This is a genomic window from Burkholderia sp. BCC0397 (genome assembly GCF_902832865.1).
GTDB lineage: Bacteria > Pseudomonadota > Gammaproteobacteria > Burkholderiales > Burkholderiaceae > Burkholderia.
This window is the reverse complement of the sequence record NZ_CADFDL010000010.1, coordinates 36,902-57,560: the sequence shown is the minus strand read 5'-3', so window position 1 is coordinate 57,560 and position 20,659 is coordinate 36,902. Positions and strand designations below refer to the sequence as shown.

Sequence of the window (20,659 nt, the reverse complement as noted above, 5' to 3'; positions counted from 1 at the left end):
GCCCTTGCGTTGCGCTACCGGGATGCCACCGCCGTCCAGAGCTTCGCCAGATCCCCTGATCCGTCGGCGCCCTTCACCGTGCGAAGCACCTGGACCGCATGCGCCTTCTCGCCCGCCACGTAGTACGCCTCGCCGAGCCGCAGCCGCGCCGCATCGGGATGCTCGAGCCCGCCCTTCGCGATCGCCTGCTCCATCATCGACAGCCCCTGCGCCGCGTGGCCCGCGAACACCAGATTCATGCCGACGTCGATCGGCGCCACCGGACTGGCAGCATCCACGCCCGACTGCGCGCGCTTGGCGGCCAGCGCCTGCAGCCGTTTCTCGCGGTCCGCCTGCGCATCCTTGCCCAGCACGCCGGACGCGAACCCCTGGTCGATCACCTGCCTGCCTTCGGCCGGCGTTCCCGCCACCAGCGCGAGCTGTGTCATCTCCATATAGGCGTCGGCCGTCGTCAGCGAGCCCGTCGCCCTGCGCAACCGATAGATGTCGAGGTCGAGCGACGACAAGTAACCGGGGCTGCCGCGAATGGCCGAGACCATGTCCTCCCAGTACGCGGGGCTCGGATGATAAGCCACCAGCATGCCGAGCGCGCTGCGATAGGCGCTGGCATCCTTGCTCTTTTGCGCACAGGTCGCCAGCATCTGCAACTGCCCTTCGTCCGGCGCGTGGCCGGCCTTCGCCTGTGCGTCCGCGCTTGCCTTCAGCTGGCTCACGACCTGGCTGCAATCGTTCGACAGGTAATACGACTGCGTGAGCAGCGTGTGCATTTCCGGATCCGTGCCGCCCGCCTTCAGGTAGCGCTGCGCGACGCGGATCGCCTGCGGATAGTTCTTCTGCTGGAAATAGATCCCCGCGAGCGCCGCCGTGGTCCGTTGCTCGTCCTCGCCCGACAGGCGCCCCGAATTCAGGACGGTTTCGTAGGCCTGCGCGGCCACGCCGGTATCGCCCGCCGCCATCGCCGCCGCGCCGCGCGTCGCTTCCACCATGTAGGTTTCATACGGCGTGCGGTTGGGCACGGCGGCCGCCTGCGCGATCTTGCCGAGCGCGTCGCGATACTTGTGCGCGCGATACAGTTCCTGCGCCGCCGCCAGCGACTTCGCCACATCGGGCCGCAACGCGTCAGCCGTCCACGCCGGCCGGCCGAGCACGCAGGCCGCACCGAGCGCGGTCAGCGCCATCATCCGTTTCCATCGTCGCTGGTTCATCGGTTGGCCTGTCCCGTCATTGCATGAACTGCTCGTTTCCGATCAGGCCGATCTTCGTCGCGCCCACGCGCTGCGCGGACGCCAGTACGGCCGCCACGTCCTTGTACGGCGCCAGCTTGTTCGGCCGCAGATGGATCTCCGCCTGCACGGGTTCGTGCGCGACCGCCGTCAGCTTCGCCTCGAGTGCCGCGCGATTCGGCACCGGCGCGCCGTTCCACGTCGTCGTTCCGTCGAAGTCGATGTCGATCTGCACGACTTCCGGCTGGGTGGCGGGCGGCGGCGGGTTGCCCACCGGCAGGTCCATCTTTACCGAATGCATCTGGATCGGGATCGTGATGATCAGCATGATCAGCAGCACCAGCATCACGTCGATCAGCGGCGTGGTGTTGATGTCGACCATCACTTCCGGCTCGCTGCCGCCTCCGCCCGAAGGCACGTTCATTCCCATCGTCTGCTCCTGTCGACCAGAGTTAGCGCTTTAGCGCTTACTCTGGTCCCATGCATAGCGGTCGACCAGAGTTAGCGCTTTAGCGCTTACTCAGATCCCATGCTTCGCGGTCGACCAGAGTTAGCGCTTTAGCGCTTACTCTGGTCCCATGCAATAGCGGTCAATCAGAATCGGCGCGTGCGCCGTCCCCCATGCAAGGCTAGCCACCACGCGCCGGCGGTTCCGTAATGAACGACACCTTCGCGATACCCGCTCGCTCGCACATCGTGATGACCCGGCCGATGAACTCGTAGCGCGTGTTCTGGTCGCCCCGCACGTGCACGCTCGGCTGCGGCTGCTGCTGCGACACACCCTTCAGCTTCGCGAGCAACGTCGACGCATCCACCAGCTGCTCGCCCCAGAAGAAATCGCCGTCGCGGTTCACCGCGATCTCGACGCTCTTCGGCGTGGTCTGCAGCGGCTGCACGACCTCCTTCGGCAACTGCAGCTGGATCGTATGCGTGACGACCGGAATCGTGATCAGGAAGATGATCAGCAACACCAGCATCACGTCGACGAGCGGCGTCGTGTTGATGTTCGCGATCACCTCGTCGCTTTCGTCCTGCCCGACGTTCATGCCCATCGCGCGCCTCCGTCAGCCGGTCAGTTCACGAGCGACGCGGCGGCCGACGGCACGCGAGCGGGACGCTTGCTGCCGGCCAGCAGCACGGTGTGCAGCTGGGCGCCGAAGTTGCGGACCCGCTCCATCACCGACTTGTTGCGCCGGACCAGGAAGTTGTAGCCGAGTACGGCAGGCACCGCGACCGCCAGGCCGATCGCCGTCATGATGAGCGCCTCGCCCACCGGGCCTGCGACCTTGTCGATCGACGCCTGGCCCGCGATCCCGATCGCCGTCAGCGCGTGATAGATCCCCCAGACCGTGCCGAACAGCCCGACGAACGGCGCGGTCGAGCCGACCGTCGCCAGGAACGCGAGCCCGTCCTGCATGCGGTTCGACACGTTCGTGATCGAGCGCTCGACGGACACGTCGATCCACGTGTTGCGGTCCACTGCTTCGAGCAGCGCCTCGTCGTGATGCTCGCCCGCCTCGATCGCCGTTTCGGCGATGAAGCGGAACGGCGATGCCTCGTCGAGCAGCTTCGCGCCCTCGGCCAGCGACGGCGCGCTCCAGAGCTGTGCGTCGGCAAGTTTCGCGCGGCGGTTCGCCCGCAACTGCTCGACGAACTTCGTGACCATGATGTACCAGCTGCCCATCGACATGATCACGAGCAGGATCAGCACGAAGCGCGCGACGAAGTCGCCGTTCTTCCATAGCGCCCCGAGCCCGTACGGATTCTCGACCGCTTCGGTCGTGGCCGGCGCCGGGGGCGGGGCCGGCTCGGCGGCGGTGGTCGCCTGCGCAGGCGCCGCGGCCGGTGTCGACGCGTCGGATGTCGTCATGGATCCGCTCGCTTGCGCGTAAGCGAGTTGCGGTGCAACGAGCCCGTCGATTGCAGCGACGGACATCAACAGGCTTGCCGCCAGCGCGGCCAGAGAACGCTTCGTCATACCCCACTCCAATTCTTTCGTTGAACTTACGATTTAAGTTCAAGCCGGTTTTCCCCGGTCCGGCTCCCGCCGGACCGCCCACTGCATCAATTCAGGTTGAACGAGAACGGCACCTGGACCCGTACTGCCTGGCCTTGCGCCACGCATTTGAACCGCTTCACGGTGTTGTAGGCCGCACGATCGAGCACCGGGTCGGCCGACTGGGCCACGCGCTCGTTCGTAATGTTCCCTTCTGCATCCACGACGAACTCGATCGTCACGTCACCCGTGATGTTGTTTTCCTGCGCTTCCTTCGGGTACTGCATCGACGCGCGCATCGAGTCCGAATTCGGGCAGACGACACCCACTTCGTGACTGACCGGCTTGGGCGGCGCGGGCGGTGCGATGACCGGCGCCTGCACGGCCGGCGCGGACGGCACCGGTGCCGACTGGTGCGTGATGGTCGCCTGCTGCGGGGGCGCCTGCACCGGCACTTCCGGCGGCGGCACGAACGGCGGCGGCGGCGGCGCGAATTTCGGCGGCGGAAGCTTGACGACCGGCATCGGCGGCGGTGGCGGCGGCTTCACCGGCTCGATGATGCGGGTTTCGATCGGATGCTGGATCACCTGCACGACTTTGGTCGCGAGGCCGTTGAGCAATGCGTAGATCAGCACTGCATGCAACAGGAGGACGACTGCGATGCCGCCGAAACGGCGCACCGGATTCTGCTGCTTCTTGCCGAATTCCCGCGGACGCCCCAGCGTGGCCAGTCCGCTATTCGAAGCAACCAGATGCTCTTCGACTTTCATGCCCACTATCCATCCCCCAAGCGAATCGCCCAGTTTCGCGATGATGGCGGGCTCCGGAACCGGGTCGGCTCCGTCTCCGCCTCAATGCGAAATTTCATTTTCAATTCAACTTGAAATCCGAATTGGAAGCATCGAATTCGGATCCAAATTCATTCAATTTCAAGGAATCGTTTCAACCGCGACGGGATAGCCGCCCTATCCGGCGTCTACCCCGCACCGGCACGTTCAGGCAATTGCAACCGCGTCGACACCGGCACCTTTTTCTCGTGATGCTTGGATCTTCGTTACACGCCGATGTCAGCCAGGCCGTTCGTCTTGGGTGCAGAAGATAGCAAGGAAAAAATCTGGGCGTCAAACTTTATTTGATACTCAAATACAAAGTTTGGAGGCCCTACTCGAATAACGAGTTAGTAAGCTTCCTTAAACAACCTCCCATTGATTTGGTAATTGATTTGTATGGTTGTCGCACTAATTCAGTGATTTGCGCATAAATAATCCCCAATTTAGTGCAGCGCACCGAATCGGCCCCGGAAACGAGCGTTGTCGGATGCGTTTCGTTGACTCATTGTCATGCGGGGCCAGGGCCGAGCCTGTTCACGCGATTTTCCGACGAGGCACCGATCGTCTCTTTATCAAGGATTCCAAATAAAAATTGGAAAACTTGTCGATCGACGAATCAACTCAATGATTTGCATAACGAATCTATTTTCTGACGCCGGATACCACTGCGTCAGCATGAACTCATTGCCCAACCCTCTGCGCGCGCAGGCATCTCCGCCCCACCGAAGCCGGCGTGAAAATGCCCGCGCGCATGCTTCATCGACGAACGACCGACGTCGCTCAGGACAGCATCATCCCCTGCATCCGGTGCGAGAAATGCGCGCGCTCGGCCGTCTCCATCAGCATCAGGAATTCGTCCTGCATCATGTGAATCAGTGCTTCGTGATCGCCGGCCTCGAAATAGACTTCCGGCTGCTGCGCGAGGCGTTCCTCGAGGAACGTCTTCATTCCGTACGCCATGCAGACCGGCGGCAGCGCGCCCATGTCGCAATCCTTGAACAGCTCGCGCAATTCGACCTCCCGGGCGAGCACGAGATGGCGTCCCGTCTTCACCCAGAGATCCGACAGGCGCACGGCGTGCGTCGTCGGCAATACGGCGGCGACGTAGCCCTCGGCGTCCTCGAGGAGCACGGTTTTCGCGAGCCGATCGCCGGGAATATGCGCGGCGGCGGCCGTCTCCATGCTCGTATGGCTATAGGGGTGGTACACGACTTCGTACCGCGATGACTTCTGGCGCAGGCAATCCTGCAGGGTGGCTGAGACCGGCATGGCACACCTCGTCTGGGCGAATCGGGCGAACGGCGTTCGCTCCGGATTCGTTCAGCATAGGTCGCATTCCGGCCCAATGGAAACGCCCTCGCGCGACGCCCGGTTCAGATGGCCCGGCAGCCGGCTCCCGTCCTTTTTCATCCACTCGTCCCTCGCCGGCATGCGAGATCCGGACCCGGAATTTGCTTGGAAGGACCCCTCATTTCTGTAGACAGATTTCAGGCAGTGCTTACGTAGACGCGAATGAGCCGGCACTTTGCCGACGTCGGGAAACCAGACCGTTAGTTGCGTCCTAAGAAAGCAACGGGATACCGTCCGGGATACGTCGTTCAAAAAAACCAACCCGCGAATGCCTGCCGTCACGTCGGCAAACCACGCCGCCAACGGCTTGCCCGGTGCCCTATACTGAGCCGGACGCCCACCATCCCGCGGCGGAAACCGACTTCCGGAGCGATCATGCATTACCAGTTGATCTACGAACTCGTCGACGATTACCTGTCGCGACGCGAGCCGTTCCGTGCGGAGCATCTGGCGCTCGCGCAGGCCGCGACCGAGCGCGGCGAACTCGTGCTCGCCGGCGCGCTGGCAGACCCGGCCGACCAGGCCGTGCTCGTGTTCGAAGGCGATTCACCGGAAGCGGCCGAGTCGTTTGCGCGCGCCGATCCGTACGTGCAGAACGGCCTCGTGAAATCGTGGCGCGTGCGGCCGTGGCGCGTCGTGATCGGCAAGCACGCGCCACGTCCCGCGTGAAATCGGGCTACAGCCACCCTGCCCGCCTGAAACGCCACCACAGCGCGAGGTCGGCGATGGCCATCACCGCGATGCAGCCGTAGAACCCGTATTTCAGGTGCAGCTCGGGCATGTTCGCGAAGTTCATCCCGTAGATGCCGGCGATCATCGTCGGTATCGCGAACAACGCGGCGAACGAGCCGAGCCGCTTGGTCACCTCGTTCTCCGCGAGCGAAATCATCCCGAGGTTGACCTGGATCGCCGTGACGACCATCTCGCGGCGCCCTTCGATCGTCTTCACGATCCGCTGCAGATGGTCGTACACGTCGCGGAAGTAGGCCGCCATCCCGCTGCAGACGTGCGGCACACGCCCGCCGGTGAGCTTCGCGAGCGGCTCCATCAGCGGCGCCGTATGCTGGTACAGCAGCACGAGCCGGCGCTTCAGCGAATAGAGATCCTCGATGATCGCGCGCGACGACGCGGGCGTCGCCTTCGCGAAGATGCGATCCTCGAGTTCCTCGAGCTCGGTGCCGAGCGTTTCGAGGATCGGGAAATACCGGTCGACGACCTGGTCCATCAACGCGTAGAACACGAACGCCGCCCCCTCTCGCAGCAGATGCGGCTCGCGCTCGCAACGCTTGCGCACGTCGCGGAAATCCTGCTCGGTATGGTTGCGGATCGACAGCACGTAATTCGGGCCGACGAACACGTTCAATTCGCCGACCTTGAATTCGTCGTCCTCATCGAGTTCGACCGTATGCAGCACCGCGAACAGCGAGTCGCCGTATTCCTCGATCTTCGGCCGCTGATGACCCTTGCGGGCATCCTCGAGCGCGAGTTCGTGCAATCCGAACTCCTCGCCCATCAGGTCGATTTCCTCGGGCGTCGGATCCTTCAGCGCGACCCACACGAAGCATTCGGGCTTCGACACGTAATCGCTGATGGCGTCGATGTCGATATCGGCCAGCTTGCGGCCGTCCTGGTAAGCAGCACAGTTGATCAGCATGTTGTCCCACGATGTTGCGGTTTGCACATCAGTTTACCGGTTTGCTGCACGGACGGCCCGGCTTGCGCGGCACGTCGATATTGGTCATGATCGGGCTGCGTGCGCCGCAGCACGCGCGTCGCGGCACGGCGACAGGCGCGCCGGGCCTGCATTGCGCGCTGCACAACGGCCGTACGGCTCAACCGTCAAGGAGACAGACCTATGTGGTATTTCTCGTGGATACTCGGCATCGGCGTGGCACTCGGCTTCGGCATCATCAACGCGATGTGGCTGGAAGCGGAAGTGTTCTCGCGCGGCGACAAGCGCAGCGACACGTCGCGCCAGGAGGCGGGGAGCCGGTATTCGTGACGCATCTCGTGTTCTTCTGCGGTCACGCCGGCACCGGCAAGACCACGCTCGCGAAGCGGCTCATCGGGCCGCTGATGCGCGCGACCGGCGAGGCGTTCTGCCTGCTCGACAAGGACACGCTGTACGGTCGCTACAGCGCCGCCGCGATGGGCGCGCTCACGAACGATCCGAACGACCGCGACAGCCCGCTCTACCTCAAACATCTTCGCGATCCCGAATATCAGGGCCTGCTCGATACGGCCCGTGAAAATCTCTCGCTCGGCATCGGCGCGCTCGTCGTCGGCCCGCTGTCGCGTGAAGTGCGCGACCGGCGCATCCTCGACCGCACGTGGCTCGGCATCGCGCCGGACGTCACGCTGACGGTCGTCTGGGTTCACACGTCGGAGGATATCGCGCACCAGCGGATCGTCGCGCGCGCCAACCCGAACGATGCGTACAAGCTTGCGCACTGGGACGAATACCGGCAGCGCCGCTTCGTGCCGACCGGCCGCGAATGCGACGGCATCGTGATGTTCGACAACACCGCGCCGTCCGACGCGGACGTCGACGCGCTGCTGTACCGCATCGTGCCGCCGCCGCAACCGGCGACGATCGTCCCGCCGCTGCCGGCCTGATCGCGCCGCCAGGCGCTGTTCCCGCTTCCTCAAAAAACAACGCCGGAAGCGCTGCTGCGCTCCCGGCGTCGTACGGCCCTCGTGCCAGAGGCTGGCGAATGATCTGACAACTGCGGTCAGGCAACCGCGTGCATGCGCTCCATCGTGCCGCCTTCATACAGCTTGCCGAAGCGGTTCGACAGGAACGCCTTCAGCGACACCTTTTCCTGCGGGATGAAACCGCTCTGCGGCAGCTTCTTTTCGCGGAACAGATCCAGCACCGCGCACATCGCGCCGGCCGTCGTGATCTGGATCGCGCTCATGTGCATCCCGCACACGTCCTTCGCGAAGATCTTGCGCGTGAACACGTCCTGCACCAGCTGGCCGTCCTTCACGCCCGTCACCGTGACGAACACGAGCACGACGTCCTGCTTCGTCGACGGCACCGCGCGGCGCATGATCGACTTCAGCGTGTCGCGGTCGGTCGACAGGCGCAGGTCTTCCAGCAGGAACTGGACGAGCTCGCGGTGGCCCGGGTAGCGCACCGACTTGTAGTCGAGCGTCTCGACCTTGCCCGACAGCGTCTCGCACAGCGTGCCGAGGCCGCCCGACGTATTGAACGCTTCGTATTCGGTGCCGTCGAGCGAGAAGTGTTCGAGGCCTTCGAGCGGCTGCACCCACTGCTTGCGGCCGTCGCGGATCGCTTCGCACGGCTGACAGTATTCGTTGATCAGGCCGTCGACGCTCCACGTCAGGTTGTACTTCAGCGCGTTGGTCGGATATTCGGGCAGCGCGCCGACGCGCATCTTCACGTCGCGCACTTCGCTGAAGCCGTTCACGAGTTCGTGCGCGGCGATGCCGATGAAGCCCGGCGCGAGGCCGCACTGCGGCATGAACGCGCGGTCGGAGCTGTCGGCCAGTTCGCGGATCGCGTGGGTGGCGCGCACGTCTTCGGTCAGGTCGAAGTAGTGAACGCCGGCAGCCTTCGCGGCGGCGGCCACGTTGACCGCGAGGTAGTAAGGCAGCGCGTTGACGAGCGCATCGAAGCCCTTCACCGCTTCGCGAATCGCATTCGCGTCGGCCGAATCGACCCGCTGCGTCGCGATGCCTTCGCGCGACAGCTTCGCGAGCGCATCCGCGTCACGGTCGAACGCGACGACTTCGTAGTCGCCCGTTTCGCGCAGCATGTGAGCAATGGTGTGGCCGATCAGACCTGCGCCGACGATGGCGATTTTCATGCGCTTATCTCCTGATGATGGGTTGGTGTTGTGGACGGCGTTGAGCCATGAACACAGTGTAGGGACGCTCAAAATCAGTTCCAAGACGAAGAATGATGCGAAACGACCGATAATTTCGACGTTATGACGATATATTTCGCCGAAATGACACATTCGTCTAAAAATCGCGTAGAGGCGCTGTCGCAAACCGGCCGTTGGCGGTTGCGCATCGCGACGACGAAAGCGAGAACGCACGGCGTGGCGCCGGACGCACGAACTGCCCATGCGTCAGGTGCGGCACGCCGGTCGAAGCGGAATACCAAAGGAGATTCGGGAGAGAGGCGCGAAGTGCGCGGAAGGATGATGGCGGATGCCCGTGCCGGTCATGATGGACGGCAAAGGCCGATACGAATGCGTGCGAGCACATACCCGACGCCAATCCGGGCGCCCGTGACGCAACGAAACCTGTGCCGCGCATGCGCTTGCGCCGTCATGCGCGGCGCAGCGTGCAATAGAATGGTCAGCCGCCGATCGTCCCGCGATCGATCTTGCGCGACAGGATGATCGACGTCGTCGTGCGCTCGACGCCTTCGAGCGTGCCGATCTGGTCGAGCAGATCGTTGAGCCGTTCGGGCGAATCGGCGCGCAGCCACGCGACGTAGTCGTACTCGCCGCTCACCGCGCACAGCAGCTGGACTTCCGGCATCCGGTCGAGCTTGCGCAACACGTCCTTGCCGAACTTCGGCGTGAGGATGATGCCGACGTACGCATAGATGCTGGCGTCGAGCACGTCCTGCCCGAGCCGCACGCTGTACCCGGCGATCACGTTGGTGCGTTCGAGCCGCGCGATGCGTGCGACGACCGTCGTGCGCGCCACGTCGAGCTGGCGCGCGAGATCCGCGACGCTGGCGCGCGCATCGGCTTGCAGCAGCGCGACGAGTTGCCGGTCGAGATCGTCGAGTTGGTCGAGGCGGGGTGGACGCATGACGCTGGGCCGGTACGCATGTGCCGGCGGAGTGGAAAGTGACGCGATGATAGCGCCGAACGCCGGTGCGCCCAACCGGCATGGCCCGGATTCGAACCGTTCGATTTCGATTCGTATCGGTTGTAAGCAAGTGTCGCATTCACTGCCGCACTACGGGCAACGTGCTACTAATATCGGGCGACGCGAGATGCGCTTGCGGCAATGGCCGCCGCGCCCGCTCGCACGACACCACCCCGGAGAGCCAACCATGAAGAAAATTTCGCTCACCCTCGCTACGCTCGTCGTTGCAGCCAGCGCATTCGCGCAAACCCCGGCGCAGCCGCAAGCGCCCGCCCAGGCGCCGGCCATGACGGCCGCGGCGTCGGCCCCGAGCGCCGAAGAGCGCGCGGCACGCCACGAAGCGCGCATCGAGCAGCGCATCAAGTATCTGCACGACCAGTTGAAGATCACGTCGGCGCAAGAGCCGCAATGGAAGACGTTCGCCGACACGATGCGCGACAACGGCGCAACGATGGGCCGCCTCTATAGCGAACGGATGGCCAAGCACGACGTGTCCGCGCTCGACGACATGAAGCAGTACGCGGAACTGTCGCAGGCGAACGCCGACGGCGCGAAGAAGCTCGCCGACGCCTTCGCGCCGCTCTACGAGAGCTTCCCGGCCGAGCAGAAGGCGCTGGCCGACACGACCTTCCGCAGCTGGCTGCACCACGGCGGCGAGCACCGCGGCAAGGGCAAGACGAAGGGCAAGGAAGGCAAGGCGGCCGCCGCGCCGGCCGCGAGCGCACCCGCGCAGCCCTGACGCCCTCCCCGCCGGCGCCGTGCTGCCCGCCCGGGCCGAACGGCGCCGCGCCGCTATGGGCGACCGGCGCGTCACACGGCGCGCCGAATTCGGGATAAGCTCCCGGCTTTTCCCGCTTTCCCGCCCTTCCCCATGCTCGAACTCAAGCAACTCGATCTGCGTACCGATCCGCAGGCCCGTCGCGTCGTCAAGGACGAAACCGTCGCCGTGTCCTTCGCGGACGCCGACGGCGAACTGATGAGCCTCGAAGGCCCGAACCGTTATGGTGCGGGCGACGCGTTGATCACTGGCTCGACCGGCGACCGCTGGGTCGTGTCGCGCGCGCGCTTCGACGCCAAATACCTGCCCGCCGATCCGGCGCTCGCGCACGGCGCGCCGGGCGCCTACCGCAACCGGCCGGCCGTCGTGCTCGCGCGCCGGATGGACGAACCGTTTACGATCGCCCGCTCGGAAAACGGCGACACGCTGCGCGGCGTCGCCGGCGACTGGGTGATGCAATACGCGCCCGGCGACTACGGTGTCGTGCAGGCGCAGCGCTTCGCGCAGGTCTACCGCGACGCGTAACGCACCGCGCCGGCCCGAGGCCGGCGCCGCTGCTCACGCAAAGTCTTCGTCGAGTTCGAGTTCCGCGTCGCGCTCGACGGCCTCGCCGGCCGCGTGCCGCTCTTCGAGCGACCCGAGCATCGCTTCCGTATACGCATGCAGCACCGCATGGCTGCGCGCGCGCTGCATCGGCTTGAGCGCCAGGTAGCGCGCGAGCGCGGCCGGCACGACCCGGATGTCGAGCGTCATCCGCTTCGGCGTCGCGCCGAAACGCATCGCCAGCCAGTGGACGGACAGGAAGCGCCCGCGCGCATCGCTGCTTTCGGCGAAGCGCGTCTGCTCCGGAAAGAGATCGCAGATCACGCGCGCGAGCGCGTCGAATTCCGCGCTCTGGCATTCGATCAGATAGTCGTCCATTGCGTCTTCCCCGTCAGGCCGCCGCACGCGACGGCCGGCACGTCTTCACCAGCACGACCACCAGGACCGCGGCCAGCACGAAATACGCGGTCTCGGCCCACGCGGCCGGCAGCACGCCCACCTGGTACAGCAGCGTCGGCGTCGCCGCGAGCGCATGCAGCACGATCGCGAGCGGCAGCACGGCCATTCGGCCGGCCCGCACGCCGCGCCACACCAGCACCGACAGCGCCAGTTGCACCGCGAACGCCGCGCAGCGTTCGAGCAGCAACAGCAGGATCGACTGGGCCGACAGCGTCGCGAGCATCATGTGCAGCCGCACCACGGTGTCGACCGGCAGGTCGGACAACTGCGTCTCGAGCTGGCCGCGGCTCGCGAGCCACGCGAGATACGACCACTGGCCCCACACCAGCACGCCGACGAACCACGCTTCTGCGCCGGCGTGGCCGATTCCGTAGCCGATCCCGCGGCCGTCGCCGGCCGATGCGCCATAGCGGCGGTTCAGGACATGCATCCCGAGATAGCGGCCGACTTCCTCGAACACGGCGGTCGCGAGCGCGCCGTACGCGACGAACGCGAGCGGCTGCGTCAGCCAGCCGTCCTCGGGCGTGTGGCTCAGCACGAGCCCGTGGAACGCGCGCTCGAGGATCATCGCAAACAGCGTGAAGACGGCGACGCCGACGATCGTGTCGCGGCGGTTGAGCGCAAGCGGCTTGCGCAGGATGCGGTAGAGGACGAGCGGCAGCAGCGCGATGATCAGCGTGGCGGCGATCAGCGCCGCCAGCGTGACGGGAGCGACAGTCATGTAGTTCCTTGTTCGGGGCGGCGCACCTGACGCGCCGCGTGCCCCGAATGATACTCAGCTTGCGGTCGACGCGCGCGCAATCAGTTCGCCGGGCAGCATCGCGACGCGCACGTCGCCCGCCGCGCCGTCGATCCGCTCGTGCACGAATTCGACGGCCTTGTAGCCGATTTCGTAGGTCGGCTGACGGATCGTCGTGATGCCGATCAGCTCGGCCCATTCCGGATCGTCGATCGACAGCAGCGCCGCCTGCTGCTGCCACGCGGCGCCGAACCGTGCCCGCAGGTGGCGCGCGATCGCAAGCGCGACCGGTGCATTCGCGGCGAACAGCGCCGCGCGCACGCCGCGCCGCGCCGCTTCGTCGATGCGCGCATCGACGTCGGCGAGCGCCGCCGCGGCCGCGTCGGGTTCGTCCAGGTCGAGCACGACCGTCGACGGCACCGCCAGCCCGCGCGCCGCCAGCGCCGCGCGGAACGCGGCCTCGCGCACGCGCCGCGAGCTGACGCGCTCGAACGGCTGCACGACGAAATGGATCGCGTCGAAACCGTGTTCGACCAGGTGCGCGAGCGCCGTCTCGATCGCGTCGCCGTTGTCGAGGCCGATCAGGTCGGCCTCGAAACCCTCGACCGTGCGGTCGACGAGCACGGCCGGAATGCCCGCGCCGCGCAGCGGGCGCAGCACGTCTTCGTCGGCGCCGAGCGCGTTGACGATCAGCCCTTCGACGCGGTAGGTCGTGAGCAGCTGCAGGAAGCGGCGCTCCATCTCGACTTCGTTCGCCGCGTGACAGATGAGCGGCATGTAGCCGAGCGCATGGCACGCGGCCTCGACGCCCTGCAGCACTTCGATGGTGTAAGGATTGGTCAGGTCGGCCGCGAGCATGCCGAGCAGCCGGTTGCGGCCGCGCTTGAGCCCGCGCGCCATCTGGTTCGGCCGGTAGTTGAGCCGCGCGATGGCCGCCTCGATCCGCTGGCGCAGATCGACGGACAACACATGCGTCTCGCCGTTCAGGTAGCGCGAAACGCTGGTCTTGCCCGTGCCGGCCTCGCGCGCGACGTCGCTGATCGTCGCCGGACGCGTCGTGGAAGGTTGCGAATCGGTCACTGTCGTGCCTCGCGACGTACGATCCGCGCCGCTTCGTGAGCAGACGGACCTTTGTTGTTGGAAACGTAAGCCAACCGGCGGCCTCCCCTGTCCTGGCGCATCGGCGCCTGCGCTGGCCCGGTGCTTCACGGTCGAGCAGCGCCCGCCAGTCGCGTGCTACAGCAGTCGGCCGCACCGGACCTGGCGCGGATGCCCGTCGCGCGACGCTACCGGCCGCGTGGCCGCCGTCGATGCGACGCGAGCGGGCGATCATAACGCAGCCAGCCCGCCGGCACCAAGATCATCGACTCTAACGGCGCCGGCACCGCGCCGGCCGGTTGCCGGGGGCGGCTCAGGCGTGCGCCAGCGCATCCGGATTGACGAGATTCGTGCGCAGCGTGCCGGCCAGCGCGCCGACCAGGTTTTCCGCGGCGCAGCGCGCCATCGCATGGCGCGTCTCGTGCGTCGCCGAGCCGATATGCGGCAGCGCGACGACGTTCTTCATCTGCAGCAGCGGCGAATCCGCCGGCAGCGGCTCCTGCTCGAACACGTCGAGCCCCGCGGCGCGGATCGTCCCCGCGCGCAGCGCGTCGACCAGCGCGGCTTCGTCGACGACGGGCCCGCGCGACGCATTGATCAGGATCGCGCTGCGCTTCATCTTCGCGAATTCGGGCGCGCCGATCAGGTGGCGCGTGTCCGGCGACAGCGGCACCTGCAGGCACACGAAATCCGACTGCGCGAGCAGTTCGTCGAGCGTCACGCGCCGGGCGCCGTACTGCGCCTCGGCCTCGGCATGCGCGGACCGGTTCGCGTACAGCACCTGCATCCGGAAGCCGAGCGCCGCACGCCGCGCGACCGCGCCGCCGATCCGCCCGAGCCCGACGATGCCGAGCGTCTTGCCCTGCACGTCGGTGCCGTACAGGTCCGGGCCGATGCTGCGCTGCCAGTGGCCGGCCTTCACCCACTCGGCCAGTTCGACCACGCGCCGGGCGGAAGCCAGGATCAGCGAAAACACCGTATCGGCCGTCGATTCGGTCAGCACGTCCGGCGTATGCGCGAGCACGATGCCGCGCCGCGTGAGATCGGCGACGTCGAAGTTGTCGTAGCCGACCGAGATCGTCGACCACGCCTTCAGCCGCGGGGCGCGGTCGAGCATCTGCGGCGTGACCTTCAGGCTCGCGCCGATCGCGCCGTCCGCGTCGCCGAGCGCAGCAGCGAGCGCATCGGCGCCGGCGGCCTGCACGACCTCTGCATGCTCGCGCAGGTACGCGAGAACGTCATCGGGCAGCGGCTTGTACGCGACGATACGGGGCTTCATCGTTTCATTTTCCTTGCAGCGGCGCGGCGAGCGGATGCGCATCGCGCGCCTGGGGTTTGACGGACAGCGTGAGGATCACCGCGGCGACCAGCGCGGCGCTCATGAATGCGTACGACGCGACGGGCGACCCGGTCGCACCGTTCAGGTAACCGACGAAGTACGAGCCGACGAACGAGCCGAGCGCGCCCATGCTGTTGATCAGCGCCATTGCGCCACCGGCGACGTTCTTCGGCAGCAGTTCCGGCACGATCGCGAAGAACGGGCCGTACGGCGCATACATCGCGGCGCCCGCGACGACCAGCAGCGCATACGAGATCCAGAAATGCGACGAGCCGAGCGCGTACGACGCGGCGAACGCGGCCGCGCCGATCAGCAGGAACGGCCACACGAAGCCGCGGCGCGAACCGACCTTGTCGGACGCCCACGACGCGGCCAGCATCGCGATCGTCGCGGCGAGATACGGCAGCGCGGACAACCAGCCGGTCGCGACCATCCCGAGGTCGGAACCGTTCTTCACAATCGACGGCAGCCACAGCACGAAGCCGTACACGCCGATGCTCCAGCAGAAATACTGCGCGCACAGCTTGATCACGGCCGGCGAGCGGAACGCCTCGCCATAGTTGCGCACCGGCTTGATCGCCGCCTGCTCGGCCGCGAGCGCGGCGTCGAGGTCGCGCTTTTCCTGCGCGCTGAGCCACGGCGAATCGGCCGGCTTGTCCTGCACGAGGAACCACCAGCACACGGCCCAGACGACGGCCGGCACGCCTTCGGCGATGAACATGTGGCGCCAGCCGAATTCATGCACGAGATAACCGGACACGATCGACATCCACAGCACGGTGACCGGGTTGCCGAGGATCAGGAACGTGTTCGCGCGCGAGCGCTCGTTCTTCGTGAACCAGTTGCTGATGTAGATCAGCATCGCCGGCATCACGGCCGCCTCGACGATGCCCAGCACGAAGCGGATCGCCATCAGCGACGGGATGTTGCTGACCACGCCGGTCAGTGCCGCGCAGCCGCCCCACAGCACGAGGCTGACGAACACGAGCTTCTTCACGCTGCGGCGTTCCGCGTAGATCGCGCCGGGAATCTGGAAGAAGAAGTAGCCGAGGAAGAACAGCGCGCCGATCAGCGACGACAGGCCCTTGCTGATCCCGAGATCCTGGTTGATGCCGGCTGCGGCCGCGAACCCGTAGTTCGCGCGATCGAGGTAAGCGAGGCTGTACGTGATGAAGACGATCGGCATGATCGTCCACCAGCGTCGAGCTGCGAGATTGGCTGCCATCAGAGTGTCTCCTGAGTAGACCGGCATCGGCGCATCGTTGCGTCGTCCGGTCTCATGCAAAACCGTGCATGAAGCACGAAATGGATCCGCGGATTGTGCCGTGTCCGGCCTCTCATTGCGCGGTGACGGTTTCCTCTAAGCGATCGGCGTGATTGCTGACATTTTCGAGCCGGTCGAGCGCGTCGCGCGTCGGCAACCCTTCCGAATCGCCGATCACCTGGATCGCGAGCGCACCGATCCGGTTGCCGCGCGCGACCGCCTGCTCGACGCTCCGGCCTTCGAGCAGCGCGCTGACCACGCCGACCGCGAAGCCGTCGCCGGCGCCGACCGTATCGACGACCTTTTCAACGCGCTCGCCGGCGACTATGCCTTCGCGGCCGTCGGCCGTGCGGAAATACGCGCCTTGCTCGCCGAGCTTGATCACGACGCCGCGCGCGCCCCGCGCGAGATAGAAGCCCGCGATGTCGGCCGGCGTGTCGTGCCCGGTGAGTTGCCGCCCTTCGGCCAGGCCCGGCAGCACCCAGTCGGCGAGCGTCGCGAGTGCATTCAGGGTCTTCGCCATCACGTCGGCGGACGGCCACAGTGTCGGGCGCAGGTTCGGGTCGAACGAGATCGTCTTGCCGGCCGCACGCATCTCGCGCGCGAGCCGGAAGGCGAGTTCGCACGACGTCGCCGAGATCGCCGGCGCGACGCCCGTCAGGTGCAGATGGCGCGCGCCGAGCACGTAGTCGGCCACGTAGTCGTCGCACGACAGGTGGCTCGCCGCCGAGCCCTTGCGGAAATATTCGACGATCGGGTCGCCGCCGTCGTCGTTGCGCGACTTCAGCTGGAAACCGGTCGGATAGCGCGGGTCGACGGTCACGCACGATGCGTCGATGCCCTCGCGCGCCAGCGTGTCGAGCACGTAGCGGCCGAACGAATCGCGGCCGACCCGGCTCATCCAGCCGACCCGGAAGCCGAGCCGCGACAGGCCGATCGCGACATTGAGATCGGCGCCCGCGATCCGCTTCGCGAATTGCCCGGCGTGCGCGAGATGGCCCGGTTCCGTCGCGACGAACATCGCCATCGCTTCGCCATAGGTCACGACATCGAGTGCTGCTTTCATGACTGAACTCCTCTGGATCCTGCTGCCGTCACGCGGTCGCGAGCCACGCGACGCGCCGGCAGGCATCGCCGGCCAGGTCGGCCGCGTCGAACGGGAACTCGATGCCGCGCGGCGCGTGCTGCGGCAGCGCGGCGAGCACGCCGGTCACGAGCGGATCGTTCGGCGCCGGCGCGGCGGCGAAACGACGCGCGCCCTCGCCTTCGATGGTCTTGCAATGAATGTATTCCACATGCGGCGCGAGCACCTGTGCGCAGTCGAGCGGCGCTTCGCCGCGCCACTGCCAGTTGCCGATGTCGAACGTCATGCCGAGCGCATCGGGCATGCCGGCATCGGCCAGTGCGTCGAACAGCCCGCGGAACTGCGAGAACGCGCCGCCGACCTCGGGCTGGCCGTTCTCGACCACCACGCGGGCCCGCGCGCCGCGCGACAGCGCGACGATCTCGGCCGCGTGCGCGTCGCCGGCGAAGCCGCCGAGCTGGAATTTCACGAAGCGCGCACCGAGCGCGTCCGCTTGCACGAGCGCGTCGCGCAATGCGTCGGCATCGAGCGCACCCGTTTCCGTATACAGCGAGTCCGGGGTCGAATAGACCGACCACAGCCCGTGGCCGGCGATTTGCGCACCGAGCGCGGCCAGCGCGCCGGGCGCCGTGTCGTCGTCCGACGCGAACAGCTCGCGCCGCACCTCGAAACCGGACGCACCGGATGCCGCCACGGTGGCGATGAATGCACTGTGGCCCTCCTGGCGCACCCGGTCCATCCCGAATGCGCTCGCCACGATCACGATGTCTGCCATGTTGCCCTTTTTCACCGGAATGGAACCGGTTCCATTTGCTTGAGACGGATGGTGCGCTTCGCTTCAGACCCACGCCATAGAGGAAATCCCTAAGACTGGTTGGCGCGCAAATACGCGTCCGACGGCGTGCAATGCGTGTTCCCGGAGCGGCTTCGGCCGCCTACGCGAGATCCTGCGCGAGACTCATTTCGAGGAATTGCGCGGCGACCCGCGACGGTGCGCCGCCATGCGGCACGAGAATGGAGAAATGCCGCGTGAGCGGCGCGGGCGCCAGCGAGCGCAACACGAGCGCCGCATCCTGGTGACGCAGCGACATCGCGGACACGAACCCGACGCCCATCCCCGCACGCACGGCCTCCTTCACGGCCTCGACCCCCGCGATCTCGAACGCGACGCGCATCGGCGCGCCGCCATGCGCGAACGCGCGCTCGACGAGCTGCCGCACGGCGGAGCCCGCCTCGCGCAGCACGAGCGGATGCGCGGCGAGCGCGTCGAGCGTCACGCCCGCGTCGTAGCCGGGCGCCGCGAGCGGATGGCCGGCCGGCACGATCGCGACGATCTCGTCCTCGTGCCACGCGTGCACGGCCGTGCCCGGTGGCAGCGCCTCGCCGGGCGGCCCTTCGATCAGCGCGATGTCGAGCGACGGCAGCGCCGCGACCACGTCGGCCGTATTGCCGCTCATCGTCTGGATCGACACGCGCGGCGCGCGCGGCTGGAACGCCGCGATCAGGTACGGCAGCAGGTAGCTCGCGGGCGTCGTGCTCGCGCCGATGCGCAGCGTGCCGGCTTCCAGCCCGCGTACCGCGTCGCGAAACGCACGCGCCTGCGCGAAGGTGTCGCGCTGCGCCTTCGCATACTGCGCGAGCTGTTCGCCGACCGGCGTCAGGCGGATGCCGCGGCCGTCGCGCTGGTACAGCGGCTCGCCGAACTCGTCCTGCAGCAGCCGCAACTGGCCCGACACGGCCGGCTGCGACAGATGCAGCGCCACGGCGGCGCGGCTGATGTTCAGATGCTCGGCGACGGCGGCGAACGTTATCAGTTGATCCGGGGTCATGGGGATGAATTATCGGCTTTCCGGATAGTTTACGTCACAAATCACAATTTTTCATATCGATATAACAAAATTAGGATTACAGCATCGCCACACGCTCCATCACGGTGCTTCCATGTCCACTGCTCCGACTCCCCCTCTCAGCCATGCCGCGCCGTCGATGCGCGGCCAGTTGAACGGCGTGCTGTTCGTCGCGCTGTTCGCCGCCGCCGTCACGAGCCTGTCCCAGCTTCCCGCGATCGCGGGGCTCGGCCTGTCGCCGCTGATCGTCGGCATCGTCGCCGGTGCGCTGTACGGCAACGGCCTGCGCGACGGCATGCCGGCCAGCTGGGCGGCCGGCGTCAATTTCTCCGCACGCAAGCTGCTGCGCATCGCGGTCGCGTTCTTCGGGTTGCGCGTGAGCCTGCAGGAAATCGCGCAGGTCGGGCTGCCTGGCCTCGCGGTGTCGGTGCTGGTCGTCGTCAGCACGCTCGTGATCGGCACCTGGGTCGGCATGAAGCTGATGAAGCTCGACCGCGACGCCGCGCTGCTGACCGCCGCCGGCAGCGCGATCTGCGGCGCGGCCGCCGTGCTCGCGTTCGAATCGACGCAGCAGTCGAAGCCGCACCAGAGCGCGATGGCCGTGGGCAGCGTCGTGCTGTTCGGCACGCTGTCGATGTTCCTGTATCCGCTCGCCTATCACGCCGGGCTGCTGAACCTCGATCCGGCCGGCCTCGGCCTGTTCTTCGGCGGCACGATCCACGAAGTCGCGCAGGTGGTCGGCGCGGCGAGCGACATCAGCCCGCAGGTCGCGCACGTCGCGACGATCGTGAAGATGACGCGCGTGATGCTGCTGGTGCCGGTGCTGCTCGCGCTCGGCTGGTGGCTCGCCCGTTCGGCGCGCTCGGCGCACGACGCGGCCGGCGGCGCGCAAGGCAAGCCCAAGGTGGCGGTTCCCTGGTTCGCGCTCGGCTTCCTCGGCTTCGTGATCGTCAATTCGCTGAACGTGCTGCCCGCGGATGTCACGCATACGCTGAACGTGCTCGACACCTTCGCGCTGACGATGGCCATGACCGCACTCGGCATCGAGACGCGCGTCGCGCAGATCCGCGCAGCCGGCCCGCGTGCGCTGATGACCGGCCTGATCCTGTACGTGTGGCTGATCGTCGGCGGCTACGGGATCACCTGGGCCGTGCAGCACTGCCTTGGCTGAGCCGCCTGTCCGTGACGGTTCGCGCGCCGCGCCCGACGGGAAGCCCTACGGGAAGCCCGACGGGGAGGTCCCGCGGGCGCG

The 20,659-nt window shown here is 66.7% G+C and carries 23 protein-coding genes; 6 read left to right on the top strand and 17 right to left on the bottom strand.

Annotation, left to right across the window (positions count from 1 at the left end; all coding sequences use genetic code 11):
- Positions 1-14: 14 nt before the first annotated feature.
- The 6 genes from HWX03_RS26250 to HWX03_RS26225 all read right to left on the bottom strand — a co-directional run bounded on the left by HWX03_RS26250 (position 15) and on the right by HWX03_RS26225 (position 5,318).
- Complete coding sequence (locus tag HWX03_RS26250) at positions 15-1,205, bottom strand: tetratricopeptide repeat protein (protein WP_175873231.1); 1,191 nt, start codon at positions 1,203-1,205, stop codon at positions 15-17.
- Positions 1,206-1,221: 16 nt separating this feature from the next.
- The gene (locus HWX03_RS26245; protein ID WP_174431564.1) at positions 1,222-1,653 is read right to left on the bottom strand and encodes a biopolymer transporter ExbD; all 432 of its coding nucleotides are present in this window, start codon (positions 1,651-1,653) and stop codon (positions 1,222-1,224) included.
- 199 nt (positions 1,654-1,852) lie between these two features.
- Complete coding sequence (locus HWX03_RS26240) at positions 1,853-2,275, bottom strand: biopolymer transporter ExbD (protein ID WP_011549764.1); 423 nt, start codon at positions 2,273-2,275, stop codon at positions 1,853-1,855.
- 20 nt (positions 2,276-2,295) lie between these two features.
- On the bottom strand, positions 2,296-3,201 hold the full coding sequence (locus HWX03_RS26235; protein ID WP_175873230.1) for a MotA/TolQ/ExbB proton channel family protein: 906 nt from the start codon (positions 3,199-3,201) through the stop codon (positions 2,296-2,298).
- 86 nt (positions 3,202-3,287) lie between these two features.
- Entirely contained in the window at positions 3,288-3,989 is a 702-nt protein-coding gene (locus tag HWX03_RS26230; RefSeq protein ID WP_175819786.1) for an energy transducer TonB, read from the bottom strand.
- Between the two features lie 840 nt (positions 3,990-4,829).
- Positions 4,830-5,318: a YbaK/EbsC family protein gene (locus HWX03_RS26225; RefSeq protein ID WP_059723782.1), complete on the bottom strand. Its 489-nt coding sequence runs from the start codon at positions 5,316-5,318 to the stop codon at positions 4,830-4,832.
- 456 nt (positions 5,319-5,774) lie between these two features.
- Here HWX03_RS26225 and HWX03_RS26220 point away from each other — a divergent pair, with 456 nt between their 5' ends.
- Entirely contained in the window at positions 5,775-6,068 is a 294-nt protein-coding gene (locus tag HWX03_RS26220) for a YciI-like protein (protein WP_175819785.1), read from the top strand.
- Positions 6,069-6,075: 7 nt separating this feature from the next.
- Here HWX03_RS26220 and corA read toward each other — a convergent pair whose 3' ends face one another.
- Entirely contained in the window at positions 6,076-7,053 is a 978-nt protein-coding gene (gene corA / locus HWX03_RS26215) for a magnesium/cobalt transporter CorA (protein ID WP_174431568.1), read from the bottom strand.
- A 201-nt stretch (positions 7,054-7,254) separates the two neighbouring features.
- Here corA and cydX point away from each other — a divergent pair, with 201 nt between their 5' ends.
- Entirely contained in the window at positions 7,255-7,401 is a 147-nt protein-coding gene (gene cydX / locus HWX03_RS26210; RefSeq protein ID WP_063772904.1) for a cytochrome bd-I oxidase subunit CydX, read from the top strand.
- Entirely contained in the window at positions 7,398-8,015 is a 618-nt protein-coding gene (locus HWX03_RS26205) for an ATP-binding protein (RefSeq protein ID WP_175873229.1), read from the top strand. Before cydX ends, HWX03_RS26205 begins: the two co-directional genes overlap by 4 nt.
- Positions 8,016-8,131: 116 nt before the next feature.
- Here HWX03_RS26205 and HWX03_RS26200 read toward each other — a convergent pair whose 3' ends face one another.
- Together HWX03_RS26200 and HWX03_RS26195 are read right to left on the bottom strand one after the other, a co-directional pair.
- Positions 8,132-9,232 (bottom strand): saccharopine dehydrogenase C-terminal domain-containing protein, encoded by a 1,101-nt coding sequence (locus tag HWX03_RS26200; RefSeq protein ID WP_175873228.1) that lies wholly within the window; start codon positions 9,230-9,232, stop codon positions 8,132-8,134.
- Between the two features lie 499 nt (positions 9,233-9,731).
- Positions 9,732-10,196, bottom strand: a complete 465-nt coding sequence (locus HWX03_RS26195; RefSeq protein WP_006481526.1) for an Lrp/AsnC family transcriptional regulator — start codon at positions 10,194-10,196, stop codon at positions 9,732-9,734.
- 247 nt (positions 10,197-10,443) lie between these two features.
- Here HWX03_RS26195 and HWX03_RS26190 point away from each other — a divergent pair, with 247 nt between their 5' ends.
- Complete coding sequence (locus tag HWX03_RS26190) at positions 10,444-10,995, top strand: Spy/CpxP family protein refolding chaperone (RefSeq protein ID WP_175873227.1); 552 nt, start codon at positions 10,444-10,446, stop codon at positions 10,993-10,995.
- Positions 10,996-11,127: 132 nt separating this feature from the next.
- Positions 11,128-11,559 (top strand): PGDYG domain-containing protein, encoded by a 432-nt coding sequence (locus tag HWX03_RS26185; protein WP_175873226.1) that lies wholly within the window; start codon positions 11,128-11,130, stop codon positions 11,557-11,559.
- 33 nt (positions 11,560-11,592) lie between these two features.
- Here HWX03_RS26185 and HWX03_RS26180 read toward each other — a convergent pair whose 3' ends face one another.
- The 8 genes from HWX03_RS26180 to HWX03_RS26145 all read right to left on the bottom strand — a co-directional run bounded on the left by HWX03_RS26180 (position 11,593) and on the right by HWX03_RS26145 (position 19,389).
- On the bottom strand, positions 11,593-11,955 hold the full coding sequence (locus HWX03_RS26180; protein ID WP_174387749.1) for a DUF3022 domain-containing protein: 363 nt from the start codon (positions 11,953-11,955) through the stop codon (positions 11,593-11,595).
- A gap of 13 nt (positions 11,956-11,968) precedes the next feature.
- Positions 11,969-12,757, bottom strand: a complete 789-nt coding sequence (locus HWX03_RS26175; protein WP_175873225.1) for a YhfC family intramembrane metalloprotease — start codon at positions 12,755-12,757, stop codon at positions 11,969-11,971.
- A 54-nt stretch (positions 12,758-12,811) separates the two neighbouring features.
- Complete coding sequence (locus HWX03_RS26170) at positions 12,812-13,855, bottom strand: LacI family DNA-binding transcriptional regulator (protein WP_175873224.1); 1,044 nt, start codon at positions 13,853-13,855, stop codon at positions 12,812-12,814.
- Between the two features lie 331 nt (positions 13,856-14,186).
- Positions 14,187-15,152: an NAD(P)-dependent oxidoreductase gene (locus HWX03_RS26165; protein WP_175873223.1), complete on the bottom strand. Its 966-nt coding sequence runs from the start codon at positions 15,150-15,152 to the stop codon at positions 14,187-14,189.
- 4 nt (positions 15,153-15,156) lie between these two features.
- Positions 15,157-16,437 (bottom strand): MFS transporter, encoded by a 1,281-nt coding sequence (locus HWX03_RS26160; RefSeq protein ID WP_175873222.1) that lies wholly within the window; start codon positions 16,435-16,437, stop codon positions 15,157-15,159.
- A 112-nt stretch (positions 16,438-16,549) separates the two neighbouring features.
- Positions 16,550-17,542, bottom strand: a complete 993-nt coding sequence (locus tag HWX03_RS26155) for a sugar kinase (protein ID WP_175873221.1) — start codon at positions 17,540-17,542, stop codon at positions 16,550-16,552.
- A 28-nt stretch (positions 17,543-17,570) separates the two neighbouring features.
- The gene (locus HWX03_RS26150; RefSeq protein ID WP_175873220.1) at positions 17,571-18,335 is read right to left on the bottom strand and encodes a TIM barrel protein; all 765 of its coding nucleotides are present in this window, start codon (positions 18,333-18,335) and stop codon (positions 17,571-17,573) included.
- A gap of 160 nt (positions 18,336-18,495) precedes the next feature.
- Positions 18,496-19,389 carry a LysR family transcriptional regulator gene (locus HWX03_RS26145; RefSeq protein ID WP_174387756.1) on the bottom strand — a complete coding sequence of 298 codons (894 nt, stop codon included), beginning with the start codon at positions 19,387-19,389 and terminating at the stop codon, positions 18,496-18,498.
- A 112-nt stretch (positions 19,390-19,501) separates the two neighbouring features.
- Here HWX03_RS26145 and HWX03_RS26140 point away from each other — a divergent pair, with 112 nt between their 5' ends.
- A complete protein-coding gene (locus tag HWX03_RS26140; protein WP_175873219.1) occupies positions 19,502-20,578 on the top strand; it encodes a YeiH family protein in 1,077 nt (358 codons plus the stop codon).
- The last annotated feature ends 81 nt before the right edge of the window (positions 20,579-20,659 follow it).